At 70.3% G+C, this 26,871-nt stretch carries 27 protein-coding genes; 12 read left to right on the top strand and 15 right to left on the bottom strand.

Annotated elements, in window-relative coordinates:
- Positions 1-35 precede the first annotated feature (35 nt).
- The 5 genes from Microterr_RS00465 to Microterr_RS00485 form a co-directional block, all read right to left on the bottom strand.
- Positions 36-839 (bottom strand): ABC transporter permease, encoded by an 804-nt coding sequence (locus tag Microterr_RS00465; protein ID WP_263796772.1) that lies wholly within the window; start codon positions 837-839, stop codon positions 36-38.
- Positions 836-1,645 carry an ABC transporter permease gene (locus Microterr_RS00470; RefSeq protein WP_263796771.1) on the bottom strand — a complete coding sequence of 270 codons (810 nt, stop codon included), beginning with the start codon at positions 1,643-1,645 and terminating at the stop codon, positions 836-838. The genes Microterr_RS00465 and Microterr_RS00470 overlap by 4 nt, the downstream gene beginning before the upstream one ends.
- Complete coding sequence (locus Microterr_RS00475; protein WP_263796770.1) at positions 1,645-2,466, bottom strand: ABC transporter ATP-binding protein; 822 nt, start codon at positions 2,464-2,466, stop codon at positions 1,645-1,647. The genes Microterr_RS00470 and Microterr_RS00475 overlap by 1 nt, the downstream gene beginning before the upstream one ends.
- A 3-nt stretch (positions 2,467-2,469) precedes the next feature.
- Positions 2,470-3,588 (bottom strand): ABC transporter substrate-binding protein, encoded by a 1,119-nt coding sequence (locus tag Microterr_RS00480; protein ID WP_263796769.1) that lies wholly within the window; start codon positions 3,586-3,588, stop codon positions 2,470-2,472.
- A 94-nt stretch (positions 3,589-3,682) separates the two neighbouring features.
- The gene (locus Microterr_RS00485) at positions 3,683-4,615 is read right to left on the bottom strand and encodes a 2-hydroxyacid dehydrogenase (RefSeq protein ID WP_263796768.1); all 933 of its coding nucleotides are present in this window, start codon (positions 4,613-4,615) and stop codon (positions 3,683-3,685) included.
- Positions 4,616-4,698: 83 nt separating this feature from the next.
- Between Microterr_RS00485 and Microterr_RS00490 the strand changes: the two genes are divergently transcribed.
- Positions 4,699-5,133 (top strand): DUF1761 domain-containing protein, encoded by a 435-nt coding sequence (locus Microterr_RS00490; RefSeq protein ID WP_263796767.1) that lies wholly within the window; start codon positions 4,699-4,701, stop codon positions 5,131-5,133.
- A 28-nt stretch (positions 5,134-5,161) separates the two neighbouring features.
- Here Microterr_RS00490 and purQ read toward each other — a convergent pair whose 3' ends face one another.
- Together purQ and purS are read right to left on the bottom strand one after the other, a co-directional pair.
- Complete coding sequence (gene purQ, locus Microterr_RS00495; RefSeq protein ID WP_263796766.1) at positions 5,162-5,869, bottom strand: phosphoribosylformylglycinamidine synthase subunit PurQ; 708 nt, start codon at positions 5,867-5,869, stop codon at positions 5,162-5,164.
- The gene (gene purS, locus Microterr_RS00500) at positions 5,866-6,114 is read right to left on the bottom strand and encodes a phosphoribosylformylglycinamidine synthase subunit PurS (RefSeq protein ID WP_263796765.1); all 249 of its coding nucleotides are present in this window, start codon (positions 6,112-6,114) and stop codon (positions 5,866-5,868) included. Before purS ends, purQ begins: the two co-directional genes overlap by 4 nt.
- On the opposite strand from purS, the gene Microterr_RS00505 reads away from it, so the two are divergent.
- From Microterr_RS00505 to Microterr_RS00530, 6 genes are all read left to right on the top strand, one after another.
- Positions 6,089-6,280, top strand: coding sequence for a hypothetical protein (locus Microterr_RS00505; protein ID WP_263796764.1), 192 nt, complete (start codon positions 6,089-6,091; stop codon positions 6,278-6,280). The two genes, purS and Microterr_RS00505, sit on opposite strands and share 26 nt — an antisense overlap.
- 164 nt (positions 6,281-6,444) lie before the next feature.
- Complete coding sequence (locus tag Microterr_RS00510; protein WP_263796763.1) at positions 6,445-7,716, top strand: ABC transporter substrate-binding protein; 1,272 nt, start codon at positions 6,445-6,447, stop codon at positions 7,714-7,716.
- A 67-nt stretch (positions 7,717-7,783) separates the two neighbouring features.
- Complete coding sequence (locus Microterr_RS00515) at positions 7,784-8,836, top strand: carbohydrate ABC transporter permease (protein ID WP_263796762.1); 1,053 nt, start codon at positions 7,784-7,786, stop codon at positions 8,834-8,836.
- Complete coding sequence (locus Microterr_RS00520) at positions 8,833-9,750, top strand: carbohydrate ABC transporter permease (RefSeq protein WP_263796761.1); 918 nt, start codon at positions 8,833-8,835, stop codon at positions 9,748-9,750. Before Microterr_RS00515 ends, Microterr_RS00520 begins: the two co-directional genes overlap by 4 nt.
- A 33-nt stretch (positions 9,751-9,783) precedes the next feature.
- Complete coding sequence (locus Microterr_RS00525) at positions 9,784-11,247, top strand: glycoside hydrolase family 1 protein (protein WP_263796760.1); 1,464 nt, start codon at positions 9,784-9,786, stop codon at positions 11,245-11,247.
- Positions 11,248-11,277: 30 nt separating this feature from the next.
- Complete coding sequence (locus Microterr_RS00530) at positions 11,278-12,291, top strand: LacI family DNA-binding transcriptional regulator (RefSeq protein ID WP_263796759.1); 1,014 nt, start codon at positions 11,278-11,280, stop codon at positions 12,289-12,291.
- 15 nt (positions 12,292-12,306) lie between these two features.
- Here Microterr_RS00530 and Microterr_RS00535 read toward each other — a convergent pair whose 3' ends face one another.
- From Microterr_RS00535 to Microterr_RS00545, 3 genes are read right to left on the bottom strand one after another with little or no spacing between them, the layout of a single operon-like run.
- The gene (locus tag Microterr_RS00535; protein WP_263796758.1) at positions 12,307-13,182 is read right to left on the bottom strand and encodes a VOC family protein; all 876 of its coding nucleotides are present in this window, start codon (positions 13,180-13,182) and stop codon (positions 12,307-12,309) included.
- 49 nt (positions 13,183-13,231) lie between these two features.
- Positions 13,232-14,569, bottom strand: coding sequence for a uracil-xanthine permease family protein (locus Microterr_RS00540; RefSeq protein ID WP_263796757.1), 1,338 nt, complete (start codon positions 14,567-14,569; stop codon positions 13,232-13,234).
- 27 nt (positions 14,570-14,596) lie between these two features.
- Positions 14,597-15,496 carry a phosphoribosylaminoimidazolesuccinocarboxamide synthase gene (locus Microterr_RS00545; RefSeq protein ID WP_263796755.1) on the bottom strand — a complete coding sequence of 300 codons (900 nt, stop codon included), beginning with the start codon at positions 15,494-15,496 and terminating at the stop codon, positions 14,597-14,599.
- 121 nt (positions 15,497-15,617) lie between these two features.
- Between Microterr_RS00545 and Microterr_RS00550 the strand changes: the two genes are divergently transcribed.
- Positions 15,618-18,473: a lamin tail domain-containing protein gene (locus Microterr_RS00550; protein ID WP_263796754.1), complete on the top strand. Its 2,856-nt coding sequence runs from the start codon at positions 15,618-15,620 to the stop codon at positions 18,471-18,473.
- Between the two features lie 28 nt (positions 18,474-18,501).
- On the opposite strand, the gene Microterr_RS00555 is transcribed toward Microterr_RS00550, so the two are convergent.
- Entirely contained in the window at positions 18,502-18,867 is a 366-nt protein-coding gene (locus Microterr_RS00555) for a TfoX/Sxy family protein (protein ID WP_263796753.1), read from the bottom strand.
- A gap of 86 nt (positions 18,868-18,953) precedes the next feature.
- Between Microterr_RS00555 and Microterr_RS00560 the strand changes: the two genes are divergently transcribed.
- Together Microterr_RS00560 and Microterr_RS00565 are read left to right on the top strand one after the other, a co-directional pair.
- A complete protein-coding gene (locus tag Microterr_RS00560) occupies positions 18,954-19,583 on the top strand; it encodes a PadR family transcriptional regulator (protein ID WP_281974224.1) in 630 nt (209 codons plus the stop codon).
- Positions 19,580-21,106 carry a DHA2 family efflux MFS transporter permease subunit gene (locus Microterr_RS00565; protein WP_263796751.1) on the top strand — a complete coding sequence of 509 codons (1,527 nt, stop codon included), beginning with the start codon at positions 19,580-19,582 and terminating at the stop codon, positions 21,104-21,106. The genes Microterr_RS00560 and Microterr_RS00565 overlap by 4 nt, the downstream gene beginning before the upstream one ends.
- 26 nt (positions 21,107-21,132) lie before the next feature.
- Here Microterr_RS00565 and Microterr_RS00570 read toward each other — a convergent pair whose 3' ends face one another.
- A complete protein-coding gene (locus Microterr_RS00570; protein WP_263796750.1) occupies positions 21,133-22,008 on the bottom strand; it encodes a siderophore-interacting protein in 876 nt (291 codons plus the stop codon).
- Positions 22,009-22,102: 94 nt separating this feature from the next.
- On the opposite strand from Microterr_RS00570, the gene Microterr_RS00575 reads away from it, so the two are divergent.
- Positions 22,103-23,278 carry a mechanosensitive ion channel family protein gene (locus Microterr_RS00575; RefSeq protein ID WP_263796749.1) on the top strand — a complete coding sequence of 392 codons (1,176 nt, stop codon included), beginning with the start codon at positions 22,103-22,105 and terminating at the stop codon, positions 23,276-23,278.
- Positions 23,279-23,284: 6 nt separating this feature from the next.
- On the opposite strand, the gene Microterr_RS00580 is transcribed toward Microterr_RS00575, so the two are convergent.
- The gene (locus tag Microterr_RS00580; protein ID WP_263796748.1) at positions 23,285-24,247 is read right to left on the bottom strand and encodes a hypothetical protein; all 963 of its coding nucleotides are present in this window, start codon (positions 24,245-24,247) and stop codon (positions 23,285-23,287) included.
- A 140-nt stretch (positions 24,248-24,387) separates the two neighbouring features.
- Positions 24,388-25,659, bottom strand: coding sequence for a phosphoribosylamine--glycine ligase (purD, locus tag Microterr_RS00585; protein ID WP_263796747.1), 1,272 nt, complete (start codon positions 25,657-25,659; stop codon positions 24,388-24,390).
- Positions 25,660-25,790: 131 nt separating this feature from the next.
- Between purD and Microterr_RS00590 the strand changes: the two genes are divergently transcribed.
- Positions 25,791-26,147 (top strand): sterol carrier family protein, encoded by a 357-nt coding sequence (locus Microterr_RS00590; protein ID WP_263796746.1) that lies wholly within the window; start codon positions 25,791-25,793, stop codon positions 26,145-26,147.
- Between the two features lie 112 nt (positions 26,148-26,259).
- Here the strand turns inward: Microterr_RS00590 and Microterr_RS00595 are convergent, their stop codons facing one another.
- Positions 26,260-26,817 (bottom strand): TetR/AcrR family transcriptional regulator, encoded by a 558-nt coding sequence (locus Microterr_RS00595; protein ID WP_263796745.1) that lies wholly within the window; start codon positions 26,815-26,817, stop codon positions 26,260-26,262.
- Positions 26,818-26,871: the final 54 nt, after the last annotated feature.

The raw sequence follows: 26,871 nt of genomic DNA on the forward strand, positions 1-26,871 counted from the left end.
CGGGGCGTGCCGGCCGGATGCGGTGACCGGGCCGCTCAGGTGAGCGACCCGGTCATCCCCATCCGGCTGAGCACCACCGACTCGGCGATCTGGACGATGTTGTAGAGGAGCAGCGTCACGATCGTGATGATGGCGACGGACGCCCACAGCTCTTCGAATCGCGCCGACGCGGTGAACTTCTGGATCATGCCGCCGATGCCCTGGCCGGTCGAGAGCCACTCCGCGAGCAGTGCGCCGGTCACCGCGGCGGGCACCGACACGCGCGCGGCTGCGAAGAGCGACGGCAGCGCGCCAGGGAGGTTGACCTTGCGGAGGGCGGTGAGCCGCGTACCTCCGTAGACGTGCACGACGGCCAGGCTCTCCGCGCTCGCCCGGCTGAGACCGAACATGATCGCCGCGAGAGCGGGGAACAGCACGACGATCGAGCCGATCACCGCCACCGATGCAGGCGTGCCGCGCCCGGTGATGAGGATGATGACGGGCGCGATCGCGACCAGCGGCACCGACCTCAGCAGCAGCGCGAGGGGCATGACCCCTGCTTCGACGGCCCGCGAGAGCGAGAACAGCACCGCGAGCACGATCGCGATGACGATCCCGACGACGAAGCCGAGCGCGGCGTCCTGCAGCGTCTGCGCGAGCAGCGGGGCCAGCTCCGCACGGTTGGCAGCGGCATCCTCCGCCGTGAACAGGAAGGCCCAGACCTCTGCCGGTCCCTTCGCCACGTAGGGGGAGACCGATGTGAACGAGATCAGCGCCTGCCAGAGCAGGATCACGATGGCGAGCGTGATGGCGGTGTTGGCGACAGCGCGCAGCACGGGCTTCCACGGCAGGGCCTTCATGATGTGGACCTTCCCGTGACCCAGGGCGCGACCAGCCGCGAGATCAGCCCGAGCACGCCGTACCCGATGAGCGCGACGACCGCGCACAGCAGGAACACCGCCCAGACCCGGGCCGAGTCGAGATCGCCCTGCAGCTTGATCAGCGCGATCCCGACTCCGCGGTCGATGCCGCCCATGTACTCCCCGAGCACTGCACCCAGGAAGGCGCTCGGCACGGCGATCTGCAGTGCATTGAGGATCGACGGCGTCGCCGCGATGAGCCGCACCTTCCGCAGCTGGACGAAGCGCGATCCTCCGTAGACGTGCACAAGGTCGAGACTCGCGCGATCCGCCGCCTTGAAGCCCAGCAGGGCGCCGACGACCGTCGTGAAGAACACCGCGAGGGCGGCGAGGAAGATCGCGGTCGCGCTCGGATCGCCCGGGCGCTTGGCGCCGCCGAGGATCACGATCGAGATGCCGCCCACGGCGACGACGGGCAGACAGTAGCTGACCACCGCGACCTGGGTGACGATCTGCTCGAGCCGCGGCAGGAGCAGGACTGTGCTCGCCAGCAGCAGGGCCGCGAGGTTGCCCCAGAAGAAGCCGAGTGCGGCCTCGGTGATCGTGACCTGGAACACGCTCCAGTACGCGGCCAGTCCGTCGCTCCAGATGGTCGCGACGACGGTGCCGGGGGTTGGCACCGGCGTGAAGGTCGTGCCGGCCGGTGGCCGGAACACCGTCACCGCGAACAGCCACCACGCCGCGATCAGCGCGACGGCCCCGACGATGCCGGCGAGCCACCCTGGCATGCCCCTGCGCCGTGACATCAGGACTCCGCGGCGGCGCGGCCGTCCGCGCCGAACAGCAGCTCGGACGCACGATCGACGAGGGCGTGGAACTCGGGTGTGCGCTGCAGGTCGGGGGTCCGCGGATGCGGGAGGTCGACCTCGATGATCTCCTTGATGCGGCCGGGGCGCGGCGACATCACCGCCACCCGGTCGGACAGGAAGATCGCCTCGCTGATGCCGTGGGTGACCAGGAGGGTCGTGGCGGGCTTGTCGGTCCAGATGCGCAGCAGCTCCATGTTGAGGTTCTGTCGGGTCATGTCGTCGAGCGCGCCGAACGGCTCGTCGAGCAGCAGGACGGAGGGCTTGAGCGCGAGCGCCCGTGCGATCGACACCCGCTGGCGCATGCCGCCGGACAGCTGTGCGGGCTTCGCCTTCTCGAACCCGCGCAGCCCCACCAGGGCGATGAGCTCGTCGATGTAGGCCTTGTCGGCTGGGCGCCCGGCGACCTCGAACGGCAGGCGGATGTTGGACACGACGCTGCGCCACGGCAGCAGGGCGTGATCCTGGAACGCGATGCCGAGCTCACTGTCGGTGCGCAGCTGATGCGGGGTGCGCCCGTCGACCAGCACGTCGCCGCTGCTGGGCGTCTCGAGGTCGGCGAGGATCCGCAGGATGGTGGACTTGCCGCATCCGGACGGGCCGAGCAGGGCCAGGAACGACCCCTTCTCGGTGTGCAGATGGGTGTCCTCCAGGGCGGTGACGCCGGCGCCGCGGCCGGTCGGGAACGTCTTGCTGAGGCCGTCGATCCGGATGCCGGTGCCCTGCAGGGCACCGGCATCCGAGGGGTTCGTGTTGCTCATGGGTTAGGGCAGGTAGTCCTTGAGCTCGGGGTTCTCGGCGTAGATCTCGTCGATGATCGTCGTATCGAACAGGTCGTCGACCGACACCTCCCAGCCGGCAGCGGCGAGCGACGCGACCGTCTGCTCTTTGAGCTCGTCCGAGATCGTGAACAGGCCGTTCTCCTCGGTCTCGGCGGTGGAGATGAGGTCCTTCTGCGCCGCGAGCCCCATGCCGGTCTTGACCGGGTCGAGGGCGCCGAACACCGCCTCCAGTCCGTCTTCGCTCTCCTCGGCGGCCTGGTTGTAGTACTTCGAGATGAGCGCGACGCTGTCGTCCTCCGACTCGGTGAAGATGTGGCTCCAGCCCTTGATCTCGGCGGTGAGGAACGCCTTCAGCAGGTCTTTGTTCTCGGCCAGATACTGGTCGGTCACCGCGAAGGTCTCGGCGACGTAGGGTACGCCGTTCTCGGCGTACGCGAGGTTGGTGACGTCGTAGCCGGCGAGCTCCACGGTGAGCGCCTCGTTCGTGAGGTACGCCATGAAGCCGTCGACGTCACCGTTCATCAGCGGCGTCGGGTCGAAGTCGACCGGCACGACCGTGACGTCCGCGGGGTCGATGCCGTTCGCGTTCAGCAGGGCGGCGAACACCGAGGCGTTGGAGTCCTGCACGCCGATCGTCTTGCCGATGAGGTCCTGCGGGGTGGTGATGTCGCCGCCGTCGGCGAGCGAGAGGATCGTGAACGGGTTCTTCTGGAACGTGGCGCCGACGATCTTGAGCGGGGCGTCCTGCTCCGCCACGGCCGCGCCGACGGAAGCGGCGTCGCTGAGGGCGACCTGCACCGTGCCGGAGAGCAGCTTGGCGACGCCGGTGTCGGGGCCGGAGATGCCGATGACATCGGAGAATCCGGCCTCGTCGTAGTAGCCGTTCTCGTACGCGTAGAACTCTCCGGCGAACTCCTCGTTCTTGATCCAGGAGTACTGGACGCTGATCTCGCCGAACGAGGCGTCGCCGGAGTCTGGGTCGGACCCGCCGGGCTCGGACGCGCCGGCGGCGCAGCCGGCGAAGGCGAGGGTCGAGGCGAGGAGGATGGCGGCGGAGAGGGCGAGACCTCCGCGGCGCCGGGGGATGCTGTGCGTTGCCATTCGGGTTGGCTCCTTCAGTGAGGCAGTGGGATCACTGCGACGCTAGGGGTGCCACATTTCGCGGCGCGCGCACGCGTGTTTCGGCGGGATGACGTTACGACTCGAGCACCACGTTCAGCGGCGGCTCGCCCGCCAGCATCCGCTCGATCTGGCGATGCACGAGCCGCGCGATCCGCGGCCGCATCGCGCTCGTGGCGCCGCCCACATGCGGCGAGATGAGTACGCCAGGGAGCGACCACAGCGGGTGGCCGGCGGGCAGCGGCTCGGGGTCGACCACGTCGAGCGCCGCGCGCAGCCGGCCCCGCCGCACATGGTCCACGAGCGCGTCCGTGTCGATGAGCGGCCCGCGTCCGACGTTGATCACCAGGGCGCCGTCCGGCAGCGCCGCCAGGAAGGCGTCGTCCACGATGTGCCTGGTCGCGGCGGTGCCCGGCAGGGTCACGATCACGATCTCCGCGCGCGGCAGCAGCGCGGGCAGCTCGTCGACGGCGTGCACCCGCATCCCGTCCTCGTCGCGCGCGGTGCGCGCCACGGCGGTCAGCTCCACCTCGAACGCCGCGAGCCGTGCGGCGACCGCCTTGCCGACCCCGCCGTAGCCGAGCAGCAGCACGCGTCGGTCGGCGAGACTCTGGGCGAACGCGGGCGCCCACCGCTCCTCGCCCTGCGCGCGGACGAAGTCGGGCAGGCGCCGCTGCGCGGCGATCGCGAGTCCGACGGCGAGCTCGGCGGTGGAGGTCTCGTGCACGCTCGCGGCGTTCGCGAACACCACACCCGGAGGCAGGACCCGCTCGATGCCGTCGTAGCCGATCGACTGCGACTGCACGAGGCGGGTGCGCACGTCGGCGAGGCGCGGCAGGACCTCGGCGGTCGACATGTAGGGCGGCACGACGAGGTCGATCTCGTCCCGCGGAGCCGGGCCGTCCATCGGCCAGATCAGCAGCTCGACGCCGTCGGGCAGCGGTCCGACGTCGCCGCTGAGGCGCTCGTCGGGGAGGCTGATCACGAGGGGACGGATGCTGTCGCTCATCCTTCGACGATAGCCAGCGGTGTCCTCCGGCGCCGAAGGGCGCCGGAGGAGTACTCTCGCGGCAACGGACACGGGAGGCGACGATGATTCCTGAGATCAACTACTGGGCGGTGCTGCTGGCGACGCTCTCGAGCATGGTGGTCGGATCGATCTGGTACACGCCGAAGGTCTTCGGCACCCGGTGGGCCGAACTGGCGAAGGTCGACATGAACCGGCCGGCCGCGACCGCCTTCTGGCCGATCGTGACGACCGTGCTGGTCAGCTTCATCACGGCGTGGGTGCTCGCGGGCGCGACCTCGATCGCCTGGCACTTCTACGGAGGAGGCGGCTACTTCTGGGGCGCCATCGTCACGGCGGTGACGCTGTGGGCGGGGTTCACGGCGGCGCGCTTCATCACCCACGACGCGTTCGAGGGCCGGCCGACGTCGCTGACCGTGATGAACATCGCGCACGAGCTCGTGACGGTCGTGATCATGGCCGTGATCATCGGCGTGTGGCCGCCGGCCGGGACCGTCTGAACCTCGCGGCGGTGCCGCGGGCTGCGGGTCAGGCCGCGGAGCCGACCACGGCGGCGATCGCCGACGTGAAGAACGGGATGCCGTCGACACCCGACCGCATCGCGGCGGGTGTGTCGGGGCCGAAGCCCTCCTCGGTGGCGTGCTCCGGGTGGGGCATGAGACCCACCACGTTGCCGCGCTCGTTGGTGATGCCGGCGATGTCGCGCAGCGACCCGTTCGGGTTCACGCCCAGGTAGCGGAACGCCACCAGGCCCTCTCCCTCGAGGCGGTCGAGCTCGTCGTCGCTGGCGATGTAGCCGCCATCGGCGTTCTTCAGCGGGATGACGATCTCGGCGCCGGTGGCGAAGTCGCTCGTCCACGCCGTGTCATTGTTCTCCACGCGCAGACGCTGGTCGCGGCGGATGAACTGCTGGTGCGCGTTGCGGATGAGGCCGCCGGGGAGCAGGTGCGCCTCGACGAGCATCTGGAAGCCGTTGCAGATGCCGAGCACCGGCATGCCGGCCGCCGCCGCATCCTTCACCTCGGTCATGATCGGCGCGAGCGCCGCGATCGCGCCGGCACGCAGGTAGTCACCGTAGCTGAAGCCGCCGGGCAGCACGAGCGCGTCGACGCCGTCGAGGTCGTGCGAGCCGTGCCACAGGGCGACCGGCTCGCCGCCCGCGATGCGCACGGCGCGCATCGCGTCGACATCGTCGAGCGAGCCGGGGAAGGTGATGACCCCGATGCGGACCGTCACTCCACGACCTCGATGCCGACCACGTCCTCGATCACCGAGTTCGAGAGGACCTCGTCGGCGACCTTGCGGACCGTCGCGAGCAGGTCGTCGCCGACCTCGCCTTCGACGGTGAGCTCGAACCGCTTGCCGATGCGGACGCCGTCGAAGGCGTCGATCCCGAGTCGGGCGAGGGCGCCGGTGACGGCCTTCCCCTGCGGGTCGAGCAGTTCAGCCTTGGGCATGACGTCGACGACGATGGTGGGCATACGTATCCTCCGGGCGGCCGTGGGCCGCCGCTATCGGTCGTTGAGCGACGAGCGCAGCGAGGAGTCGAAACGCCGGATGTCGCTGGAAGGTGGGCTGAGCCCAGTCTACGGCGTGGTGCTGCGCGGCCCCGCCGCGGTCCTCGAAGGTGTCGATCCGGTCCTGTGATCGAACCGTGACCAAACCGTGGGAGCGCTCCCTTGACTTTCGTGGGAGCGCTCCCGTAGCGTGGCCTCTCGAATCGTGAGAGCGCTCCCACGGTCTGCGCACCCGTGCAGTCGAGGAGTGAGAATCACGTACCCGCACCACCCACACACCACAAAGGAGTGAACGTGAACTCACGCGCACTGCGACGGACCGCCCTGATCGCGGCCGCTGCAACGACCACAGCACTCGTGCTCGCCGGCTGTTCCAACACCGGCACCACGGCCGAGCCAGACGACGAAGTCGACAGCGACGTCAGCCTGACCCTCGCCACCTTCAACGACTTCGGCTACACCGACGACCTGCTCGCGGAGTTCACCGCCGAGACCGGCATCGAGGTCGTCCAGAACAAGGCGGCCACCTCGAACGACGCCCGCGCCAACTTCTTCCAGAAGCTCGGCAAGAGCGGCCTGGCCGATGTCGAGGCCGTCGAGGTCGACTGGTTCACCGAGATGATGCAGTACTCCGACCTCGTCGCACCCGTGCCCGAAGACCTCAAGGGCCGCTGGCTCGACTGGAAGGAACAGGCCGCGACCGACGCGAACGGCAACCTCGTCGCGTACGGCACCGACGTGGGCCCGCAGGGCATCTGCTACCGCGGCGACCTGTTCGAGGCAGCCGGCCTGCCCTCCGACCGTGCCGAGGTCGCTGAGCTCTTCCCGACCTGGGACGCGTTCTTCGAGGTCGGTGCCGACTACGTCGAGAAGACCGGCAAGCCGTTCATCGACTCGGCGAACTCGGTGCTGCAGGGTGTCGTCAACCAGCTCGACATCGCCTACGAGGAGACCGACAACTCGATCGTGGCGACGGAGAACCCCGACATCCGCGCCGCCTACGACACGGTGGTCGACAAGGCCGTCCCGATCGCGGCCTACGCAGGCCAGTGGAGCGAGGACTGGTACGCGTCGATGGCCGGCGGAGAGTTCGCTGCGATGCTGTGCCCGCCGTGGATGCACGGCATCATCGCCGGTGAGGCTCCGGACGTGACCGGCTGGGACGTCGCTGACGCCTTCCCCGAGGGTGGCGGCAACTGGGGCGGCTCGTACCTCGTCGTCCCCGCCAACGGCAAGAACGTCGAGGCTGCGCAGAAGCTCGCCGACTGGCTGACCGACCCGGAGACGCAGGCCAAGGCCTTCGTCAACGCGGGCACCTTCCCGAGCCAGATCGAGGCGCAGGAGAGCGCTGACGTCACCGGCTTCACCAACCCGTACTTCAACGACGCTCCGACCGGCGAGATCGGCATCAACCGTGCCAACGCCATCGAGGTCGCGACCTACAAGGGTCCGAAGTACTTCCAGTTCCACGACGCGCTGCAGAACGCCGTCACCCGCGTCTTCGATGGTCTCGAAGACAAGGAGACCAGCTGGAACAACTGGGTGACCGAGGTTTCGGCCTTCTGATCCCGCTCGGGGTGCGGGCCGTCACCGGCCCGCACCCCGACACACGCCCCCGCACCGAAGGACGATCGTGACTGCCACCGATTCGCGACAGGCGACCCGCGCCGATTCACCAGAGCCGCTCCGCCAGCCGCGGGTGATCTCGTTCTCGCACCGGCTCAGCCGGTGGGACCTCAAGCTCTCGCCCTACCTGTACATCTCGCCGTTCTTCATCATGTTCGCGATCGTCGGGCTCTTCCCGATCGCCTACACGGCCGTCATCTCGTTCATGGACTGGGACCTGGTCCGCAACGAGGGCACCTTCATCGGAATCGACCAGTACGTCTGGATCCTCACGCAGCCCCACTTCTGGACGGCGCTGCGCAACACCTTCAGCATCTTCCTGCTCTCCAGCGTTCCGCAGCTGATCCTGGCGACGTTCATCGCGGCCGTGCTCGACCGCAACATCCGCGCCAAGACGTTCTGGCGCATGAGCGTGCTGGTGCCCTTCGTCGTGGCGCCCGTCGCGGTCGGCCTCATCTTCAACGCGATCTTCGCCGACCAGTCCGGCCTGATCAACACCTGGCTCGAAGGCCTCGGACTCACCGCCATCCCCTGGCACGTCGAGCCCTTCTGGAGCCACGTCGCCATCGCCACCATGGTCAACTACCGCTGGATGGGCTACAACGCCCTCATCCTCCTCGCGGCCATGCAGGCCGTGAACCGCGATTACTACGAGGCAGCAACCGTGGACGGCGCCGGTCCCATCCGCCAGTTCTTCGCCATCACGATGCCTTCTCTCAAGCCCACGCTCATCTTCGTCATCATCACGTCGACCATCGGTGGCCTGCAGATCTTCGACGAGCCGCGCGTGTTCGACCAGTTCGGCCGTGGCGGCGCAGCCCAGCAGTGGCTCACCATCACGCTCTACCTCTATGACATCGGCTGGGGTCAGTGGAACTTCGGCCGCGCCGCCGCGATGGCGTGGATCCTCTTCCTTCTCATCCTCGGGATCGGCCTCATCAACCTGCTCGTCACGCGCGGGCTCGTCCGAGACGAGGGCCGTCGCGGCGCCGCGAGCAGACGACAGATCCGTGCACAGGCAAGAGCCGCCCAGAAGCAGGTCAAGGAGGCACAGCGATGAGCACTCTCGGCACACCCACTCCCCTCGCGATCGTCGAGGAGAGCATCCCCAACGCCCGACAGCGCCGCCGCGGTGCACGCACCACCCGCATCCGCGGATCCCGACCCGGGTTTTGGGTATACGCGACGCTCGGTGTCGTCTTCATCTCCGCGGTCTTCCCGCTGTACTGGTCGTTCGTGATCGGTGCGGGCGACTCCACGACGCTGCGCAATGACTTCGCCTGGATCCCCGGCCAGAACTTCATCGCCAACGTCACCGCCGTCATGAACAACGAGGCGGTCAACTTCTGGCCCGCGCTGTGGAACTCGATCTACAGCTCGTTCCTCATCGCCGCGTCCGTCGTGATCACCTCCACCCTGGCCGGCTGGGCCTTCGCGAAGCTGCGCTTCCGCGGCGGACCCGCACTGCTCGTATTCGTCGTGGCGACCATGGCCGTGCCGCAGCAGCTCGGTGTCGTTCCCCTGTACATCCTGTTCTCGGAGCTGGGCTGGACCGGCCAGATCGGCGCGATCGTCATCCCGGCGCTGACGAGCGCCTTCGGCGTGTTCTGGATGACGCAGTACCTGCGCCAGGCCGTGCCGGACGAGCTCATCGAGGCCGCGCGCGTGGACGGCGCCTCGATGCTGCGCACCTTCTGGACCGTCGGCGTCACCGCCGCGCGCCCGGCCGCAGCGATGCTGTTCCTGTTCACGTTCGTGGGTGCGTGGAACAACTTCTTCTGGCCGTTCATCGTGCTCGATCGCCAGAACCCCACTCTGCCGGTGGCGTTGTCACTGCTGCAGTCCAACTACTTCGTCGACTACTCGGTGGTGCTCGCCGGTGTCATCCTGGCTACGATCCCGTTGCTGCTTCTGTTCGTGTTCGCGGGCAAGCAGCTGGTCAGCGGAATCATGGCCGGCGCCGTCAAGGGCTGATCGACGGCATTCACACGAGAGGACTCCGCGCTCATGAGTGCAGACACCCGCACCTTCCCCGAGAGCTTCCTGTTCGGAGCGGCCACGGCCGCCTTCCAGATCGAGGGTGCCGCGTTCGACGACGGTCGCCGCGCATCCATCTGGGACGCTTTCTCGCGCGTGCCCGGTGCCGTCATCCACGGCGACAACGGTGATGTCGCGTGCGACCACTACAACCTGTACCGGGACGACGTCGCGCTGATGAAGCGGATGGGCCTGCAGACGTACCGGTTCTCGACCTCCTGGTCGCGGGTGCGTCCGGACGGCGGTCCGCTCAACCCGAAGGGCGTCGACTTCTACAGCCGCCTGGTCGACGAGCTGCTCGACGCCGACATCCTGCCCTGGCTGACCCTGTACCACTGGGATCTGCCGCAGGCACTGCAGGACAAGGGCGGCTGGACCGTCCGCGAGACCAGCGACCTGTTCACCGAGTACGCGCTCGACCTGCACGATGCCCTCGGTGACCGCGTGAAGGTGTGGACGACGCTCAACGAGCCGTGGTGCTCGTCGTTCCTCAGCTACACCGCCGGCATCCATGCTCCCGGCCACTACAGCAAGACCGAAGGACTGCTCGCGGCCCACCACCTGCTGCTCGGCCACGGGCAGACGGTGCGCGAGCTGCGTGCCCGTGACGAGTCGCTCAACCTCGGCATCACGCTCAACCTCACGGTGCCCGACCCCGCCGACCCGTCCGACTCCCGCGACGTCGACGCCGCCCGCCGCATCGACGGGCAGTTCAATCGCTGGTTCCTCGACCCGATCTTCCTGGCGGCCTACCCGGCCGACACCGTCGAGGACATCCGTGAGGTCGACGCCGAGGCCGTGGAGGCTCTCGAGGCGGCCATCCGGCCGGGTGACCTGGAGACCATCGCGCAGCCGCTCGACAGCCTGGGCGTGAACTACTACCACGGCGAGCTCGTCAGCGGCACGGTGCCGCAGCATCCGCTCGAATCCGGCGATGCGCCGACCGATCGCCCGGGCGGGTCGCCGTACCCGGCGGGCGACGGCATCCACAGCGTCGACCGGGGGCTGCGCCAGACGAACATGAACTGGGAGGTGCAGCCCGAGGGGCTCACCCGCGTGCTCCGCCGTGTCTGGGACGAATACGCGGCGCCCGTCGGCACCGCGCTGTACGTCACCGAGAACGGCGCGTCATACGACGACGAGCTCGTCGTCGAGGACGGCGACAAGCGCGTGCACGACGCCGAGCGGGTCGACTTCCTGCGGGAGCACCTCGGTGCCATCCTCGATGCGGCCGACGCGGGCGTCGACGTGCGCGGTTACTTCTACTGGTCGTTCCTCGACAACTTCGAGTGGGCCTGGGGCTACGAGAAGCGGTTCGGCATCGTGCGGGTGGACTACGACACCCAGGAGCGTACGGTCAAGGACAGCGGCCGGGAGTACGCTCGCATCATCGGCGCCCGCGCGCTGGATCTCGCACACGCAACCGGATCCTGACCTTCGTGCCGTAACCCCGAAGGGCACCAGATGAGCATCGACGCCACCCGCGCAGCAGCCACGATCGAAGAGGTCGCGGCGGCGGCAGGAGTGTCGCGTTCGACGGTGTCGCGCGTGGTGAACGGCTCGACGTCGGTCAGCCCTGCGGCGCTGGAGGCGGTGCGCCGCGCCATCGCCGAGCTGCACTACGTGCCCAACCGCGCCGCTCGTTCGCTCGCGAGCAGGCAGACCCATGCCATCGCCCTGGTGGTCCCCGAGGACACGAGCCGGTTCTTCGGCGACCCGTTCTTCGCGGCGATCGTCTCCGGCATCAACGCGCGGATCAACAAATCGGACTTCGTGCTGAACCTGTTCATCGCCAGCGATGACCCCGGCGACAAAACCTCCACCTATCTCGCCAACGGCAGCGTCGACGGTGCGATCATCGTCTCGCACCACACCAGCGACACCTTCATCGACCGGATCGCCGCGGCGGTGCCCGTGGTCTACGGCGGTCGCCCCGTGCGGGAGCGGGACCGCGACCACTACGTCGATGTCGACAACGTCGCGGGTGGCCGAGACGCCACGCAGTACCTCATCGACAGGGGGCACCGTCGCATCGCGACGATCACCGGCCCGCTCACGATGCCCGCGGGCGTCGACCGCCTGGAGGGGTTCCGTGACGCACTCGCCGAGGCCGGGCTGCAGGAGGCCGCCGTCGAGGACGGCGGGTTCACCACCGACGGCGGTGCGGCGGCGATGCGCCGGATCCTCGACAAAGGCGAGGCGCCAGACGCACTCTTCATCGCCAGCGACCTGATGGCACGCGGCGCGCTGAGCGTGCTCGCCGCCGAGGGCCTCCGCGTGCCGCACGATGTCGCGATCGTCGGGTTCGACGATTCGCCGGTGGCCAGGAGTGTGCTGCCCGAGCTGACCACGATGCGCCAGCCGTCCTTCGCTCAGGGCGAGATGATGGCCGACATCCTGCTCGACCTGCTCGCCGGCCGCGACCCCCAGCACGTCACGATCCTCAACACCGAGCTCGTCGTCCGCGAATCGGCCTAGGCGGCGGTCAGGCGGTCAGGCGGTCGCGAGGATCGCGTTGTTCCAGGGGTCGGCGAAGGCGACGGTCCGCCCGTCGTCCTGCACGGCGACGCCGTGGTGGCGGAGTCGCTCGCCCAAGGCGCCGAGGGCGTCGGCGGACGGCAGTGCCAGGTCGACGCGACCGAGGCCCAGCGCCGGCATCCGAGGGCCGGCGCCTCGCGAGTTCCACACGTTCATCGCCATGTGGTGGTGGTACCCGCCGGCGCTGACGAACAGCGCCTGATTGCCGAGGGCGGCCGTGGTGTCGAACCCGAGCGCGTCGACGTAGAACGCGCGGGCCGTCGCCACGTCTCCCACCGAGAGATGCACGTGCCCGACGGTCGCCGCGTCATGAGCGGTCGCGCCGATTGCCGCCTCCTCGGTGAGGTGCTCGTCGAGGAACGCGTTCGGGTCGAGATACAGGGTGTCCATCTCGATCTGGCCGTGCGTCCACGACCAGGAGGTGCGGTCCCTGTCCCAGTACAGTTCGATCCCGTTGCCCTCGGGGTCGGTGAAGTAGAACGCCTGGCTCACCAGGTGGTCCGCGCTGCCGGTGAAGGTGCCCGGCGCGTGCCGCGCGACCGAGTACAGCGCGGCCGCGAGTGCGCCCTGGCTCTCGAACAGGATCGCGGTGTGGAACAGGCCGGCCGACCCGGGGGCCGCATGACGCAGCGCCGGCTCGTGCCGCAGGATCACGATCGGCCGGCCGGCGCGTCCGAGGGTGACCGCGTCGCCGGCAGCATCGAGCACCTCGAGGGTGACGACATCCCGGTAGTAGCGGGTCATCGCGTCGAGGTCGCCGACGAGCAGAGTGACGGCGCCCATCGCGGTGGCGGCGTCGATGCGCTCGGCGGCGGGATGCTGTGCATTCATATGAATGAGAACCTCCCGCCTCCGCCGCTCATTCCCGTCGGCGACCGTCTCAGTCGCGCGGAGCGTCGCCGCCGAGCTGGCCGATGGGCACGATCGGGCCGCCGTCGTCGGCGCCCGTCTTGCGCCACCGCGCGATGAGATTGCCGAGGTGGTAGATGACCAGGGCTGCGAACGTGCCGAGGACGATGCCGCCCAGCTCGATGCCCGGTGCCTTGATGACGAAGCCTGCGATCGCGATCACGAGCGCCACGGCGCCGGTGTACTGGTTCACCGGGCGCGACAGGTCGACCTGGTTGTCGACCCAGATCTTGATGCCGATGATGCCGATGAGTCCGTACAGCGCGGTGGTGACGCCCCCGAGCACTCCGGCCGGGATGGAGTTGAACAGCGCGCCGACGACCGGCGAGAACGCCAGGAGGGTCGCGAAGATGCCCGCGACCCAGTACACGGCGGTCGAGTACACGCGGGTGGCCGCCATGACGCCGATGTTCTCGCCATAGGTCGTCGTGCCCGAGCCCCCGAAGGCGCCGGCGATGGTGGTGGCGATGCCGTCGGCGAGGAGCGCGCGTCCGGTCTGCGCATTCACCGACGAGTCGGTCATCGTCGCGACGCCGCGGACGTGCCCGACGTTCTCGGCGATCAGCACGAGCACGACGGGGAGGAACATCGCGATGGTCGACCATGTGCCGGGCGAGACGAAGTCGGGGAACTGGAAGGGCGGCAGGCCGATCCACTGTCCGTCCTCCATGAGCTTGTTGACGGCGGTGAAGTCGACCTCGCCTCGGATGAGGGCGACGACGTAGCCGACGATGACGCCCAGGAAGATCGAGATCCGTCCGAGGAAGCCGCGGAAGAGCACGCTGAACAGGACGACCGAGGCGAGCGTGATCGTCGCCGTCACGGCACCGAGCTGGAAGTTCTGCCAGGCCACGGGTGCGAGGTTGAATCCGATGAGGGCGACGATCGTGCCGGATACGACCGGCGGCATGAGCTTGTTGACCCAGCCGAGTCCGGCGAACTGGACGACGAGTCCGACGATCGCCAGCAGCACGCCGACGGCGACGATGCCGGCCAGCGCCGAGCCCATTCCTGCGGATGCGGTCGCTGCGGTGACCGGTGCGATGAACGCGAAGGAGGACCCGAGGTAGCTCGGCAGCTTGTTCCGTGTGATCAGGAGGAACAGCATCGTCCCGACGCCGGAGAACAGCAGGGTGGTCGAGACGGGGAAGCCGGTGATCGAGGGCACCAGGAACGTCGCGCCGAACATGGCGACCACGTGCTGCAGCCCGATGGCGATCGTCGCCCCCGCGTTCAGTCTCTCGTCGGGCTTGACGACGGCGCCGGGCGCGACGGTGCGGCCGTCGCCGTGCAGGGTCCAGGTGGGCATGGCGGGCTCCTCAGATGGTGGGGCGGGTCAGTCGCGGGTGAGCAGGTCGAGCAGCTCGCGGTAGCGGGCGGCGGTGCGCTCGACGATCTCGGCGGGCAGCTCGGGCGGGGTGCCCTGCTTGTCCCACTCTGCGGCGAGCCAGTCGCGGACGATCTGCTTGTCGAAGCTCGCCATCCGCTCCGCGGGGGTGGTCCCCGCGCGCCAGGCGGCGGCATCCCAGTAGCGCGACGAGTCGCTGGTCAGCACCTCGTCGCCGAGGGTGAGCACGCCGTCCGCATCCCGGCCGAACTCGAACTTGGTGTCGGCGAGGATCAGCCCGTGCTCCTCGGCGGTCGCCGCAGCGCGGGTGTAGATCTCCAGCGACAGGTCGCGCAGCTCGGCCGCCGTCTCGGCGCCGACCAGCTCCACGGCCTGCTCGAACGAGATGTTCTCGTCGTGCTCGCCCATGGGCGCCTTGAACGCGGGGGTGAAGATCGGGGCGGGCAGGCGGTCGCCGTTGGCGAGGCCCCCGGGCAGGGCGATGCCGCACACGGTTCCGTTCGCGGTGTACTCGGCCCACCCGGAGCCGGTGAGGTAGCCGCGCACGACGCACTCGATCGGCTGCATGTCGAGACGGCGCACCCGCATCGCGCGGCCGCGGACAGCATCCGGGATCGGGCCGTCGACGAGGTGGTTCGGGATGGTGCGTCCGCCGTCGCCGCCGGCGAGCCGGGCGAACCACCACAGGCTGAGTGTCGTGAGCAGCACGCCCTTGTCGGGGATGCCGGGGCTGAGCACGTGATCGAAGGCCGACACGCGGTCGCTGGCGACCACCAGCAGCGCGGTGTCCGCGGCATCCGACCCGGCGGCGTCGGACGGGGCGTAGAGGTCGCGCACCTTGCCGGAGTAGACGTGTCGCCAGCCGGGCAGGTCGATGGGGGAGGTCACGGGACCATCTTCCCACCCAGGGCGTGTCCGCCCGTGGAGCGAAATCTTCCCCTCGTGTTCACCTCATGTTCGAGGGCCGCTGTCAGGGTGGCGCGGACCCCCGTTCCCGACGAAGGATCCCATGGCCCCCCACTCGAGCCCGCGCGCCCGGCGCCCGCTCTCGCTCCTCCTGGCACTGACCATCGGCGTCGCGCCCGCCCTCGCCGTGCCCGCTCTCGCGCTCGCCGCAGAGCCGGCCGGCGGCATCGTCATCAACGAGGTCGAATCGAGCGGCAGCGAGGCCGACTGGGTCGAGCTCACCAACACGTCGGCCACGTCCATCGACATCGGCGGCTACATCCTCAAGGACGACAACGACGGCCGCACGCTCGCCGTCGCGCCGGGCGCCGTCGTCGCTCCGGGCGAGTTCGTCGCGGTCACTGTCGACACGACAGGCGGCTTCGGCCTGGGCGGCGCCGACAAGGCGCGGGTCTACCTGCCGGGCGGGCAGACGCTGGTCGACGAGTACTCGTGGACCGCGCACGCCGCGGCGACGTGGGGCCGGTGCCCCGACGGCGTCGGCGAGTTCGTGCTCACCGATGCGCCGACCAAGGGTGCAGCGAACGACTGCCCGGCGGTCGAGCCGCAGCCGAGCGCGTCGCCGACCGGCTCGCCCAGTGCGTCTCCGTCACCCACGCCCACCTCGACGACGGCGCCGATAACCGGGATCGTGATCAACGAGGTCGAGTCCAACGGCGACGACACCGACTGGGTCGAGCTCTTCAACACCGGCACGGCCACCGTCGACCTGTCGGGCGCGCTCTTCCGTGACGGCGATCCGACCCACGCGTTCTACCCGCTGCCGGCCGGCAGCAGCATCCCCGCCGGCGGGTTCCTCGTCATCGACGGGGTCTCCGGAACGCAGCCCGGCTTCGACTTCGGCCTCGGCGGCGCCGACAGCGCCTCGGTGTTCGCCTCGGACGCGACGACCGTGATCGCGAGCTACAGCTGGACGTCGCACGCCGACGTCACCTATGGCCGCTGCCCCGACGGCACCGGCGCGATCACCACCACCACGACCTCGACCAAGGGCACCGCGAACGACTGCAGACTGCCGGTGCGCATCAACGAGGTGGAGTCCAGCGGCGGCACTCCCGGCGACTGGATCGAGCTCGTCAACGTGGGCGATGTCACGGTGGACCTCGACGGCCTCGTCGTCACCGACAGCGACCCGTCGCACACGTTCACCGTGCCGGCCGGGACGACCCTCGCCGCCGGTAGCTTCCTGGTGCTCGACGAGCTCGTCGGAGCCGAGGGCGACTTCGACTTCGGACTGGGCGGTGGCGACACCGTGCGGCTGCTCTCGGACGGCGCCGTCGTGGACGAGTACACGTGGGCCGCGCATGCGGCAGTCACCTACGGCCGCTGCCCCGACGGGACCGGCGAGTTCGCGGTCACCGCGGTGAGCACCCCCGGCGCCGAGAACGTGTGCGCCGGCGTGCTGGTGCCGCAGGCCTGGCCGGGCGGCGCCTCCGTCGAGGTGCTCGACGAGGAGGCGACCTTCGGCGGCGACCTGAGCGGTGTCGACGTCGACGGCGACGTGCTGTGGGCCGTCGACAACGGCGGGGGCATCCTGCACAAGCTGGTGCCGGCCGGCGACGGCTGGGCGCAGGCCACCGGATGGGTCGGCGGCAGGACGTTGCGCTACCCGGGCGGGGCCGGCACGGTCGACTCTGAAGGCGTGACCGTGACGGATGCGGGTGCCACCGGCGGCGTCTACGTCTCGAGCGAGCGCAACAACGCGGCGAGCGGAGTGAGTCGTCCGTCCGTGCTGCGCTTCGACGTGTCGGGCACCGGGGCGGAGCTCACGGCCACCGCCGAGTGGAACCTCGCGGCCGACTTCCCCGGTCTCGGAGCCAATCAGGGGCTCGAGGGGATCACCTGGATCCCCGATTCCTTCCTGGTCTCCGAGGGCTTCGTCGACGAGCGCTCGGGCGCCGCCTACGACCCGGCCTCGCTCCCGGCGCACGGGGGCGGCCTCTTCTTCATCGGGGTCGAGGGAACCGCGTCGGTGTACGCCTACGCCCTGGCCGGCGACGGTTCGACCGCGCGGATCGCGACGATCGCCACCGACTTCGCCCTGGTCGCCGACGTGCAGTTCGACCCGGAGCGCGCCGCGCTGTGGGTCGCATGCGACGAGGCCTGCGACGGCCAGACAGCGACGTACGAGGTCGACACCGACGGCGCCTTCGCGGTGACGACCCTCTACGCCCGCCCTGCGGGCATGGCGAACATCGCGAACGAGGGCTTCGCCATCGCGCCGCAGTCGTCATGCGTCGACGGGCGCAAGGCGACGTTCTACGCCGACGACGCCGATACCGACGGGTTCTCGCTGCGGCGCGGATCGATCGACTGCGCCGAGCTGCCGGGTGAGCCGGTCGACCCGGAGGAGCCGGTGGACCCGGGCGAGCCGGTCGATCCGGGTGAGCCGGTCGATCCGGGTGAGCCGGGCACCGGCGAGCCCGGAACCGACGAGCCGGAGACGGGCACGCCCGACCCGGACCTGGGCGCCTCGGACGGCCCGGGTGCGATCGACCCGGATGAGCTCACCGATGCGACGCGCGGCGGCCTCGCCGGCCCGGCCTCGGCGAACCCGGGCGAGACCATCACGTTCAGCCTCGGCGCCGACCACGCCGGTCAGGCGCTGCGGGTCTGGCTGCACTCCACGCCGCAGCTGATCGCGACACCGACCGCCGATGCGACGGGCTCGTTCGCCGTCACCATCCCTCGCACCGCGCCGGTCGGCGCGCACCGGGTGGTCGTGACCGACACGCAGGGGGAGCTGGTCGGCTGGACCGAGCTCACGATCGTACCGCTGGCCGCGACCGGGTCGACCGTGACGTCTGCGGAGCTCGGCGGCGCGGCAGCGCTCGGCACGCTCGCCCTTGTCGCCGGCCTCGCTGCGCTCACGGTCCGCCGCCGCATCCGCTCGGCCTGAGCCGAGGGCGGGCGCGGGCGCGCCGGGCTCAGGGGGTGATCGCGTCGACGTAGGCGAACGCCTCGGCGGTCAGCGGCGGCCATGCGACCGCGCGGTCCGGGCCGACGACGATCCACTCGCGCAGCGTCCGATCGCGGATCACCATGCGCTCGACCTCGCCGGCCGCGACGAGCTCGTCCGCCCGCGCCGCGGGGACCTTCACGACGAGGGCGCCCCGGTATCCGACGAAGGCGAACACCTTGCCGCGGATCCGGAGGCCTTCGCTCCCGAACATCGGCCCGATGTCGACCCCCTCGCGCGGGAGGTACTCCGCGGCGACAGGGTCGAAGATCTCGTGTGCGAGCAGCCGCGACCCCCGCTCGCCGTCGTCGACCGCTGGTGCGTCGTCCGCCATGCCGGTCAAGATACCCCGCCCGAGCGGGCCCTGCCCCTCCCGCACTGAGGTATAGTCCATGTGGACTAATCGGGATGGAGCAACAGATGAAGGATGGAGCCACGGCGCTGACGCCGCTCGCGGTCGTCGTCCTCGGACTGCTGCGCGAGCGCGACATGCACCCGTACGAGATGATGCGGCTGATCCGCCAGCGCCGTGACGACCGCCTCGTCAACCCCACCAACGGCACGATGTACCACACGGTCGGCCGGCTCGAGCGGGCCGGCCTCATCGCCGAGGTCGGCGTCGACCGCGACGGCAATCGCCCTGAGCGCACGACCTACGCGATCACGCCGGCCGGCGCGGCAGCGGCCGAGGTCTGGGTGCGCCGTGAGCTGCCGTGCATCGACCGCATCCTGGAGTTCCGCGTGGCGCTCGCCGAGGCGCACGAGCTGCCCCGCGAAGAGGCGATCGACCTCCTCACGCAGCGTCGCCACGCGCTTGCCCGCTACCGCGCCGAGCTGCGCACCGGCCTCGAGGGAGCCGCCGCGCGCGGCGTTCCCTTCCAGTTCCTCATCGAGCTCGAACGCGAGGACGCCATCCTCGTCGCGGACCTCGCGTGGATGGACGGCGTCCTGCGCCGCCTTCCCGACCCCGACCTGCCGTGGGGCGTGCACGAGCTGCCCGCCGACACCATGGCCCGACTCACTGCCTATCGAGAGAGCGTGACCTCATGACCGACCTGCCCCCGACCGGCCCGACGCGGACGGATGCTGCGGCCCCCGCATCCGCTCCGTCGCCGGCCTCTGCATCGACCCCCGCCCGCAGCGCCTGGCCCGCCCTGTGGGCCCTCGTCATCGGGTTCTTCATGATCCTGGTCGACACCACGATCGTCTCGGTCGCGAACCCCGCCATCAAGGCGGCGCTCGACCCCGACACGAACAACCTCGACAACGTCGTGTGGGTGACCAGTGCCTACCTGCTCGCCTACGCCGTGCCGCTGCTGATCACCGGACGCCTGGGCGACCGCTTCGGCCCGAAGAACATGTACCTCGTCGGGCTCGCGATCTTCACGCTCGCCTCACTGGCCTGCGGGCTGTCGCCGACCCTCGGCGTCCTGATCGCCTTCCGCGCCGTGCAGGGCCTCGGCGCCTCGCTCATGACCCCGCAGACGATGGCGGTCATCACGCGCACCTTCCCGCCGAACCAGCGAGGCGCCGCCATGGGCCTCTGGGGTGCGACTTCCGGTGTCGCGATGCTCGTCGGCCCGCTCGCCGGCGGCCTGCTCGTGGACGGCTTCGGGTGGGAGTGGATCTTCTTCATCAACATCCCCGTCGGCATCATCGGCTTCGTGCTCGCCTGGATCCTCGTGCCCAAGCTCGAGACCCACGAGCACCGGTTCGACATCCTCGGCGTCTTCCTCAGCGCCGTCGCCCTGTTCCTCATCGTGTTCGGTCTGCAGGAGGGCGAGAAGTACGACTGGGCTCCGTGGGTGTGGGGCATGATCATCGGCGGCGTGGCCGTGCTCGCGCTGTTCATCTGGCAGCAGGCGAAGACCAAGAGCGAGCCGCTCGTGCCGCTCGAGCTGTTCCGCGACCGCAACTTCTCGATCGCGAACATCGGCATCTCGACCGTCGGCTTCACGGTGACCGCGATGTCTCTGCCGATGATGTTCTTCTACCAGCTGGCCCGCGGCCTCACTCCGACCGAGGCGGCGCTGCTGCTCATCCCGATGGCCGTCCTCGCGGGCGTCCTCGCCCCGTTCGCCGGCAAGCTGCTCGACCGCGTCGACCCGCGCGTGCTGCTGCTGCCCGGGCTGCTGCTCACCTCGATCGCGCTGTTCTGGTACGCCAGCCTGATGAACGCCGACACCCCGATCTGGATGTTCCTGCTGCCCTCGGCCCTCATGGGCGTCGGGCAGTCGGGCATGTGGGGCCCGCTCGCGACCACCGCGACGCGCAACCTCCAGCCCCGCCAGGCCGGCGCGGGCTCGGGCATCTACAACACGACCCGCACCATCGGCTCGGTGCTCGGCTCGGCCGCGATCGCCGCCTTCATGCAGGGCCGCCTCGAGGCGAACCTGCCCGGCGCATCCGACGCGAGCGCGAGCTTCGGCACCGGCGCGCTCCCGGACTTCGTGGTCGACGGCTTCTCGAGCGCGATGGCGCAGAGCATGCTGCTGCCCGCATCCGTCCTGCTGCTGGGTGTCGTCGCGGTGGCGTTCATGGAGCGCCCCGCGCACCTAGTCGCGCGCCGGTAGTCGCGGCGAGCCCCGACCCGGACGGGCTACTCGTCCGGGTCGGTCGGGTCGATCGGGGCGTGGTGGTCGAAGGCCACGACGCCGTGCCGCCAGTAGCCGCTGACCTGCGCCTGACCGGCCGGAAGGGCGAGCTCGCGGCGCAGGTGACGCCGCACCGGGACGAGCGCGGATGCTTCGCCCGCCGCCCAGACGAAGGTGCCGTCGCCGATCGGCTCGAGCGACGCCAGGGCATCCAGCGCGCCCTGTGCGCCCGCATCGCGCCGCACGAGGTGCACGCGGATCTCGACGTCGTCGACCTCGCCCAGATAGCCCGCGACCCACGCGCCGTCGCCGCCCACGGTCGCGATGACATCCACCACGGTGCCGGCGGGCACATCGCGCACCCAGCGATGCGCCGACGGCAGTGAGGTCTCGTCGACCAGCAGCACCAGGCCGTCGATGTCCTGCGGGGCACGCCGTGAGCCGCGCGGACCGACGATGACCAGTTCGTCGCCGATGCGGGCGGTCGTCGCCCACGCGGAGGCCGGACCCGGATCGGGGTGCACGAAGAAGTCGACATCGACCTCGACACCGCCGCCCACCGGGCGGGGGATCGGGGTGAAGTCGCGCGCGATCGATGGGCCGTCCGGGCGGATGATGCCGTCCTCGCCCGGCCCCACCGGCGTCGGCGCGACGAGCACCCGGGTCTCCGGATCGGGGAAGAAGATGCGGATGTGGTCGGCCGGGCCCGCGCTGACGAAGTCGGCGAAGTCGACACCGCCGAAGGTCACGCGCACCAGCGCCGGGGCGATCTGCTCGACGCCGCGGACCACCGCAGTGCGCGCCGTGAACCGGTTGCGACCCCCCTCGCGCGCGAATCGGCCGGTGTCCGCACTGCGCTCGCGGGAGGTCTGCTCTGCCATGCCTCCAGCCAATCACACCGCCTGAGTGCCCGGTCAGAGTCGGCCTGATCGCCATCGCTAGGGTGGGAGGCCGTCAGCACGACAGGAGGAATCCGTGTTCGAACTGAGATCCTGGCTCGGCGTCGCGATCGCCGTGGTCGTCGCCCTCATCGCCGCAAGCGTCATCGCCCTCATCGTCTCGGCGGTGCTGCGTCGCATCGCCCGCCGCAGGGACTGGCCGAAGACCCTGTCGGCGACGGTGCGCCGCCCGTTCCGCGGGGTGCTGCTCGTGATCGGGCTCTGGGTCGTCTACGCGGTGACCTGGCCTGCGCAGGAGTGGAGCGCGGTCGTGGTGCACACCCTCGTCATCGTGACGATCGCGGTCTCCGCGTGGTTCGTGGCCGCAGTCCTCGCGTTCGGCATCGGGGTCGCGATGGCCCGGCTGCCGCTCGACCTGCGCGACAACAGGGTGGCGCGGCGCCGTCAGACACAGCTCACCCTGATCAGGCGGCTGCTCATCGTCGTCGTGGCGATCATCGCCCTCGGGGCGATCCTGATCACCTTCCCCGCCATCGCGGCGCTGGGCACCAGCATCCTGGCATCCGCCGGCGTCGCCGGCATCGTCGCCGGCCTCGCCGCGCAGTCGACTCTGGCGAGCGTGTTCGCCGGCATCCAGCTCGCCTTCAGCGACGCCATCCGCGTCGACGACGTCGTCGTGGTCGAGGACGAGTGGGGCCGGATCGAGGAGATCACCCTCACCTACGTCGTCGTGCACATCTGGGACGACCGCCGCCTGGTGCTGCCGTCGACCTACTTCACCTCGACGCCGTTCGAGAACTGGACGCGGCGCTCGAGCGAGCTGCTCGGGTCGGTCGAGTTCGATCTGGACTGGCGGGCCAGCCCGTCGCAGATGCGCGCGGAGCTCGATCGCATCCTCGCGCGCACCGACCTCTGGGACGGCCGCACGAACGTGCTGCAGGTGACGGATGCGGTGGGCGGAGCGGTGCGCGTGCGGATCCTCGTGACCGCGGTCGATGCCCCGACGCTGTTCGACCTGCGCTGCTTCATCCGCGAGGAGTTCGTGGAGTGGCTGCATCGCGAGAAGTCGGCGCTGCCGCTCTCGCGCGTGCAGCTCGTCGCCGAGCCCGCGCACGAGCCGCGGCGCCTCCGCGAGGCGGACGGGCACGGCGGCCTCTTCACCGGATCGGCCGAGGGTGAGGAGCGGGCCGGTCAGTTCACCGGGGCGATCCCGATCGTTGATGAGGCGGATGCTGCGGGTCAGATCCGTTGAGCGCTGTCAGCCGATGGTCGCGATGGCGTCCAGGAGGACGTGCACGGTCTTGCTCGTGTAGACCTTGAGCTTCCGGTCCGACGGCACACGGACGAGGACGGTCGTTCCGATGGTCGAGGTCGTGAAGTTGAGCGAGGTGCTGCCGGGGCGCGTCACGCCGGACGGGTAGATGGTGAGCGCTCCGCTCCCGGTCGCCGAGAGCGCGGTCACCTTGAGCAGCACCGCCGACGTGCCCGTCGGAGCGACCGCCGCGGGAACCTTCACCGTGCGGGTGCTGCCGCTGCCGATCCTGTTTCCCGATCGGGTGTCGAGGATGCGCTCGGGAGCGGACAGCATCCCGACCTCGCCGGCGCCCCGCGAGAATCCGACCCGCGCGCCGTTGACCTGAAGGTTGAAAGACCCCGACGTGCCGACGCCGAGCATGAGCTTCACACCTGGCGGGAACGGGCCGTAGTTGCTCGACGGCACGGTGCCGCGGAACGCCCGAACGTCGCTGCCGGAGGTTGCCGTGAGATCCAGGACGGGAGTGTTCAACGTCCCACTGCCGGGCACCCAGAGACGCGCCCACAGCGGGTAGTTCGTCCCAGACGTGTTGTACACGTACCACTCGATGTCACGGATGAGCGCTCCGGCGGGAATCTCGATGCTCGTCCAGAGGTAACTGGAGGGGCTGGAGTAGACCCCGTACCCGCCCCACGCGGGTTGAGCGGAGGCGTACTCCGAGAAGAAATCGAACATCGTGGCGTGGCGGTAGACGCGTCCTGTCACCGGTGCGGACGCGATGGTCGCGGTGACCGGCGTCGCGTCCGGTGCGGCGTCGGTGCCGGCGCCCCGCCCATCGGGGGCGGTCTCGGCGGCCGCCACCGGCGACGCCTCGCCGAGGGCGATCGCGGCACCGGCCGCGATCGCACCTGCCCCGAGGAACAGCCCGCGTCGATCGAACTCCGTCGTGCGCGCAGAAACAGACATCCGTACCCCCCGTATGTCAGAGCGCCGCCACCGATGGCGGCGGGCCGCGACGTGAGACCGTCGCCGCGTGGTGCTCATGATCGCCCGGCGCCGAGGGCGCGGGCAAGACCAGAAATCTGGGGGGTGTGCCGTGCTTCGCGTCAGCGCTCGACGACGCGAGCGGCGATGTCGGTGCGGTGCTGAGCCCCCTCGAGCGAGATCTCGGCGAGGGCGCGGTAGGCCCGGTCGCGGGCCTGCGCGAACGTGGTGCCGGTGCCGACGACGTTCAGCACGCGCCCGCCGGTGGCGATGAGCCCGCCGTCGGCCTCGGCCGTGGCCGCGTGGGCGAGGTGGGCACCGGGGACGGCGGCGGCAGCATCCAGTCCGGAGATCGGGCGTCCGGTGATCGGAGCGGCGGGGTAGCCCTCGCTCGCGACCACCACCGTGACGGCGACGGCGTCGGCGAAGGCGGGCGCCGCGTGGTCCTCGAGGGTGCCCGATGCGGCAGCCAGCAGCAGCTCGGAGAGCGGGTCGACGAGGCGGGGCAGCACGACCTGCGTCTCGGGGTCGCCGAACCGGGCGTTGAACTCGATGACCTTGACGCCCGCGTCGGTGAGGATGAGCCCGGCGTACAGGAGGCCGATGAAGGGCGTCCCCTCGGCGTCGAGCTGGCGGATCACCGGCTCGGCGACGTCACGGGTGACCTGGCGGACGAACTCGGCCTCGCCGCCGAAGCGCTCAGTAAGCCAGGGCAGCGGGGAGTAGGCCCCCATGCCGCCGGTGTTGGGTCCGCTGTCGCCGTCGCCGAGGCGCTTGAAGTCCTGCGCCGGGCTTAGCGGCAGCACGTGGTCGCCGTCGCTGAGGAAGAACAGCGACACCTCCGGCCCGGCGAGGAACTCCTCGACCAGCACGGGGCCGCTGCCGAGATAGGCGTCGGCGTGCGCGAGCGCGGCCGCGCGGTCGTCGGTGACGATGACGCCCTTGCCTGCGGCGAGACCGTCTGCCTTGACGACGTGGGGCGAGCCCAGGTCGTCGAGCGCCGCCTCGACCTCGGCGCGGGTGCGAGCGCGCACGGCGCGGCCGGTCGGCACGCCGGCGGCGTCCATGACCCGCTTGGCGAAGGCCTTCGATCCCTCGAGCTGTGCGGCCGCCTTGCCGGGGCCGAAGACAGGCACGCCGCGCTCCCGCAGCGCGTCGGCGACGCCGGCGATGAGGGGGGCTTCCGGGCCGATCACGACCAGGTCGATCGCCTCGGCGTCGGCGAAGGCGGTGACCGCGGCAGGATCGTTCGCGTCGACGTCGACGATGGCGGCGTCCTGTGCGATGCCGGCGTTGCCCGGTGCCGCGAACACCTCGTGGTCGGCGTCTTCCGAGCGGAGGGCGAGGATGATGGCGTGCTCGCGCGCGCCGGAGCCGAGGACGAGGATTCTCACCCGCCCAGCCTACCGGCGGGGGTTGCTGCCGCTCGGGAGTCCACAACTCAGGCAGAACCGCGGTCTCCCCGGGCTCGCGGCGGCTGCGACCGTCATCTGCCTGAGTTGTGCGCACGGGTACCGTGGGAGCCATGCCCCGCAGGATCACCACCGAAGACGGGCGCACCGCGCTCGCCGCGGTGGCGGCAGCATCCGCACCTGCCCGCACCGACCTGGCGACCGCGGTGCGCTACCTGCTGCAGCTGCTCGAGGAGAAGGCGCCCGGCCACACCGTCGAGGTGCGGGTGCCGCCGTTCGGGGCCGTGCAGGTGCTCGAGGGGCCCCGGCACACCCGCGGGACCCCGCCGAACGTGATCGAGACCGATGCGGCGACCTGGATCGCCCTCGCCACGGGCGAGCAGCAGTGGAGGGATGCTGTCGCCGCCGGCCGCATCCACGCTTCCGGCATCCGCGCCGACGTGTCCGAGCTGCTGCCTCTGCGGCCCTGACCGCGGCGCGCAGTCCGCCAGTCACACTCACCTGTCGCAATCTGCGGACTTTCGCGCACTCCGCGGCAGGCGGGCGAGATCGTCCGCGGCTCCGCGGCAGGGACCCCGGCTGTCAGCGGCTGCCGAGCCCCGTCTGCAGCAGACGCCAGGAGCGCAGCGCGAGGTCCCGTCGCTCGTCCGCGGGGCTGCGCGAGACCAGGGCGGCGATCAGCGAGACCGACAGGGTGACGTCCGCGGTCGTGACGCCCGCGGCCAGCCGCCCGGTCGCCTGCTCGTGCTGGACGGCGACGTCGACGATCGCCCGGAACCGCTCGTCCATGCCGCCCACCTCGCGGTCGTCGCGCTCGAGCATCGCGAACTCGAGCAGTGCCGAGTGCTCGACGGTCTGCTCGATGACCCGGCCGAGCAGGTCGTCGAGCGTACGGGCCTGGTCGGCGACGACGAGCTCGAGTTCGGTGAGGTTCTCGTCGAACACGGCCAGCGCCAGCGACTTGCGGTCGGGGAAGTGCCGGTACAGCGAGCCCTGTCCGACGCCGGCGCGCTTCGCGATCCTGCTGAGCGGCGCGCGGTAGCCGTCCTCCGCGAAGACCACGCGCGCGGCAGCGATCAGGGCGCGCCGATTCTCGGGGCCCGCGCTCGGTCCGCGATTTCTCTTGCGCTCGGCCGTCATCGGAGTAGCGTACAACCGGACAAAGTTGTCCGGTGTGACGGTTCGAGGAGGAAC

This window comes from Microbacterium terricola, from assembly GCF_027943945.1.
Taxonomy (GTDB): Bacteria; Actinomycetota; Actinomycetes; order Actinomycetales; family Microbacteriaceae; genus Microbacterium; species Microbacterium terricola.

Bases quoted from the DNA above. Each gene is read 5' to 3' on its own strand.
- Microterr_RS00465 (WP_263796772.1), bottom strand. From the start codon at position 839: ATGAAGGCCCTGCCGTGGAAGCCCGTGCTGCGCGCTGTCGCCAACACC.
- Microterr_RS00470 (WP_263796771.1), bottom strand. From the start codon at position 1,645: ATGTCACGGCGCAGGGGCATGCCAGGGTGGCTCGCCGGCATCGTCGGG.
- Microterr_RS00475 (WP_263796770.1), bottom strand. From the start codon at position 2,466: ATGAGCAACACGAACCCCTCGGATGCCGGTGCCCTGCAGGGCACCGGC.
- Microterr_RS00480 (WP_263796769.1), bottom strand. From the start codon at position 3,588: ATGGCAACGCACAGCATCCCCCGGCGCCGCGGAGGTCTCGCCCTCTCC.
- Microterr_RS00485 (WP_263796768.1), bottom strand. From the start codon at position 4,615: ATGAGCGACAGCATCCGTCCCCTCGTGATCAGCCTCCCCGACGAGCGC.
- Microterr_RS00490 (WP_263796767.1), top strand. From the start codon at position 4,699: ATGATTCCTGAGATCAACTACTGGGCGGTGCTGCTGGCGACGCTCTCG.
- Microterr_RS00505 (WP_263796764.1), top strand. From the start codon at position 6,089: ATGACGTCGACGACGATGGTGGGCATACGTATCCTCCGGGCGGCCGTG.
- purS (WP_263796765.1), bottom strand. From the start codon at position 6,114: ATGCCCACCATCGTCGTCGACGTCATGCCCAAGGCTGAACTGCTCGAC.
- Microterr_RS00520 (WP_263796761.1), top strand. From the start codon at position 8,833: ATGAGCACTCTCGGCACACCCACTCCCCTCGCGATCGTCGAGGAGAGC.
- Microterr_RS00525 (WP_263796760.1), top strand. From the start codon at position 9,784: ATGAGTGCAGACACCCGCACCTTCCCCGAGAGCTTCCTGTTCGGAGCG.
- Microterr_RS00530 (WP_263796759.1), top strand. From the start codon at position 11,278: ATGAGCATCGACGCCACCCGCGCAGCAGCCACGATCGAAGAGGTCGCG.
- Microterr_RS00535 (WP_263796758.1), bottom strand. From the start codon at position 13,182: ATGAATGCACAGCATCCCGCCGCCGAGCGCATCGACGCCGCCACCGCG.
- Microterr_RS00540 (WP_263796757.1), bottom strand. From the start codon at position 14,569: ATGCCCACCTGGACCCTGCACGGCGACGGCCGCACCGTCGCGCCCGGC.
- Microterr_RS00550 (WP_263796754.1), top strand. From the start codon at position 15,618: ATGGCCCCCCACTCGAGCCCGCGCGCCCGGCGCCCGCTCTCGCTCCTC.
- Microterr_RS00555 (WP_263796753.1), bottom strand. From the start codon at position 18,867: ATGGCGGACGACGCACCAGCGGTCGACGACGGCGAGCGGGGGTCGCGG.
- Microterr_RS00560 (WP_281974224.1), top strand. From the start codon at position 18,954: ATGAAGGATGGAGCCACGGCGCTGACGCCGCTCGCGGTCGTCGTCCTC.
- Microterr_RS00565 (WP_263796751.1), top strand. From the start codon at position 19,580: ATGACCGACCTGCCCCCGACCGGCCCGACGCGGACGGATGCTGCGGCC.
- Microterr_RS00570 (WP_263796750.1), bottom strand. From the start codon at position 22,008: ATGGCAGAGCAGACCTCCCGCGAGCGCAGTGCGGACACCGGCCGATTC.
- Microterr_RS00580 (WP_263796748.1), bottom strand. From the start codon at position 24,247: ATGTCTGTTTCTGCGCGCACGACGGAGTTCGATCGACGCGGGCTGTTC.
- Microterr_RS00590 (WP_263796746.1), top strand. From the start codon at position 25,791: ATGCCCCGCAGGATCACCACCGAAGACGGGCGCACCGCGCTCGCCGCG.
- Microterr_RS00595 (WP_263796745.1), bottom strand. From the start codon at position 26,817: ATGACGGCCGAGCGCAAGAGAAATCGCGGACCGAGCGCGGGCCCCGAG.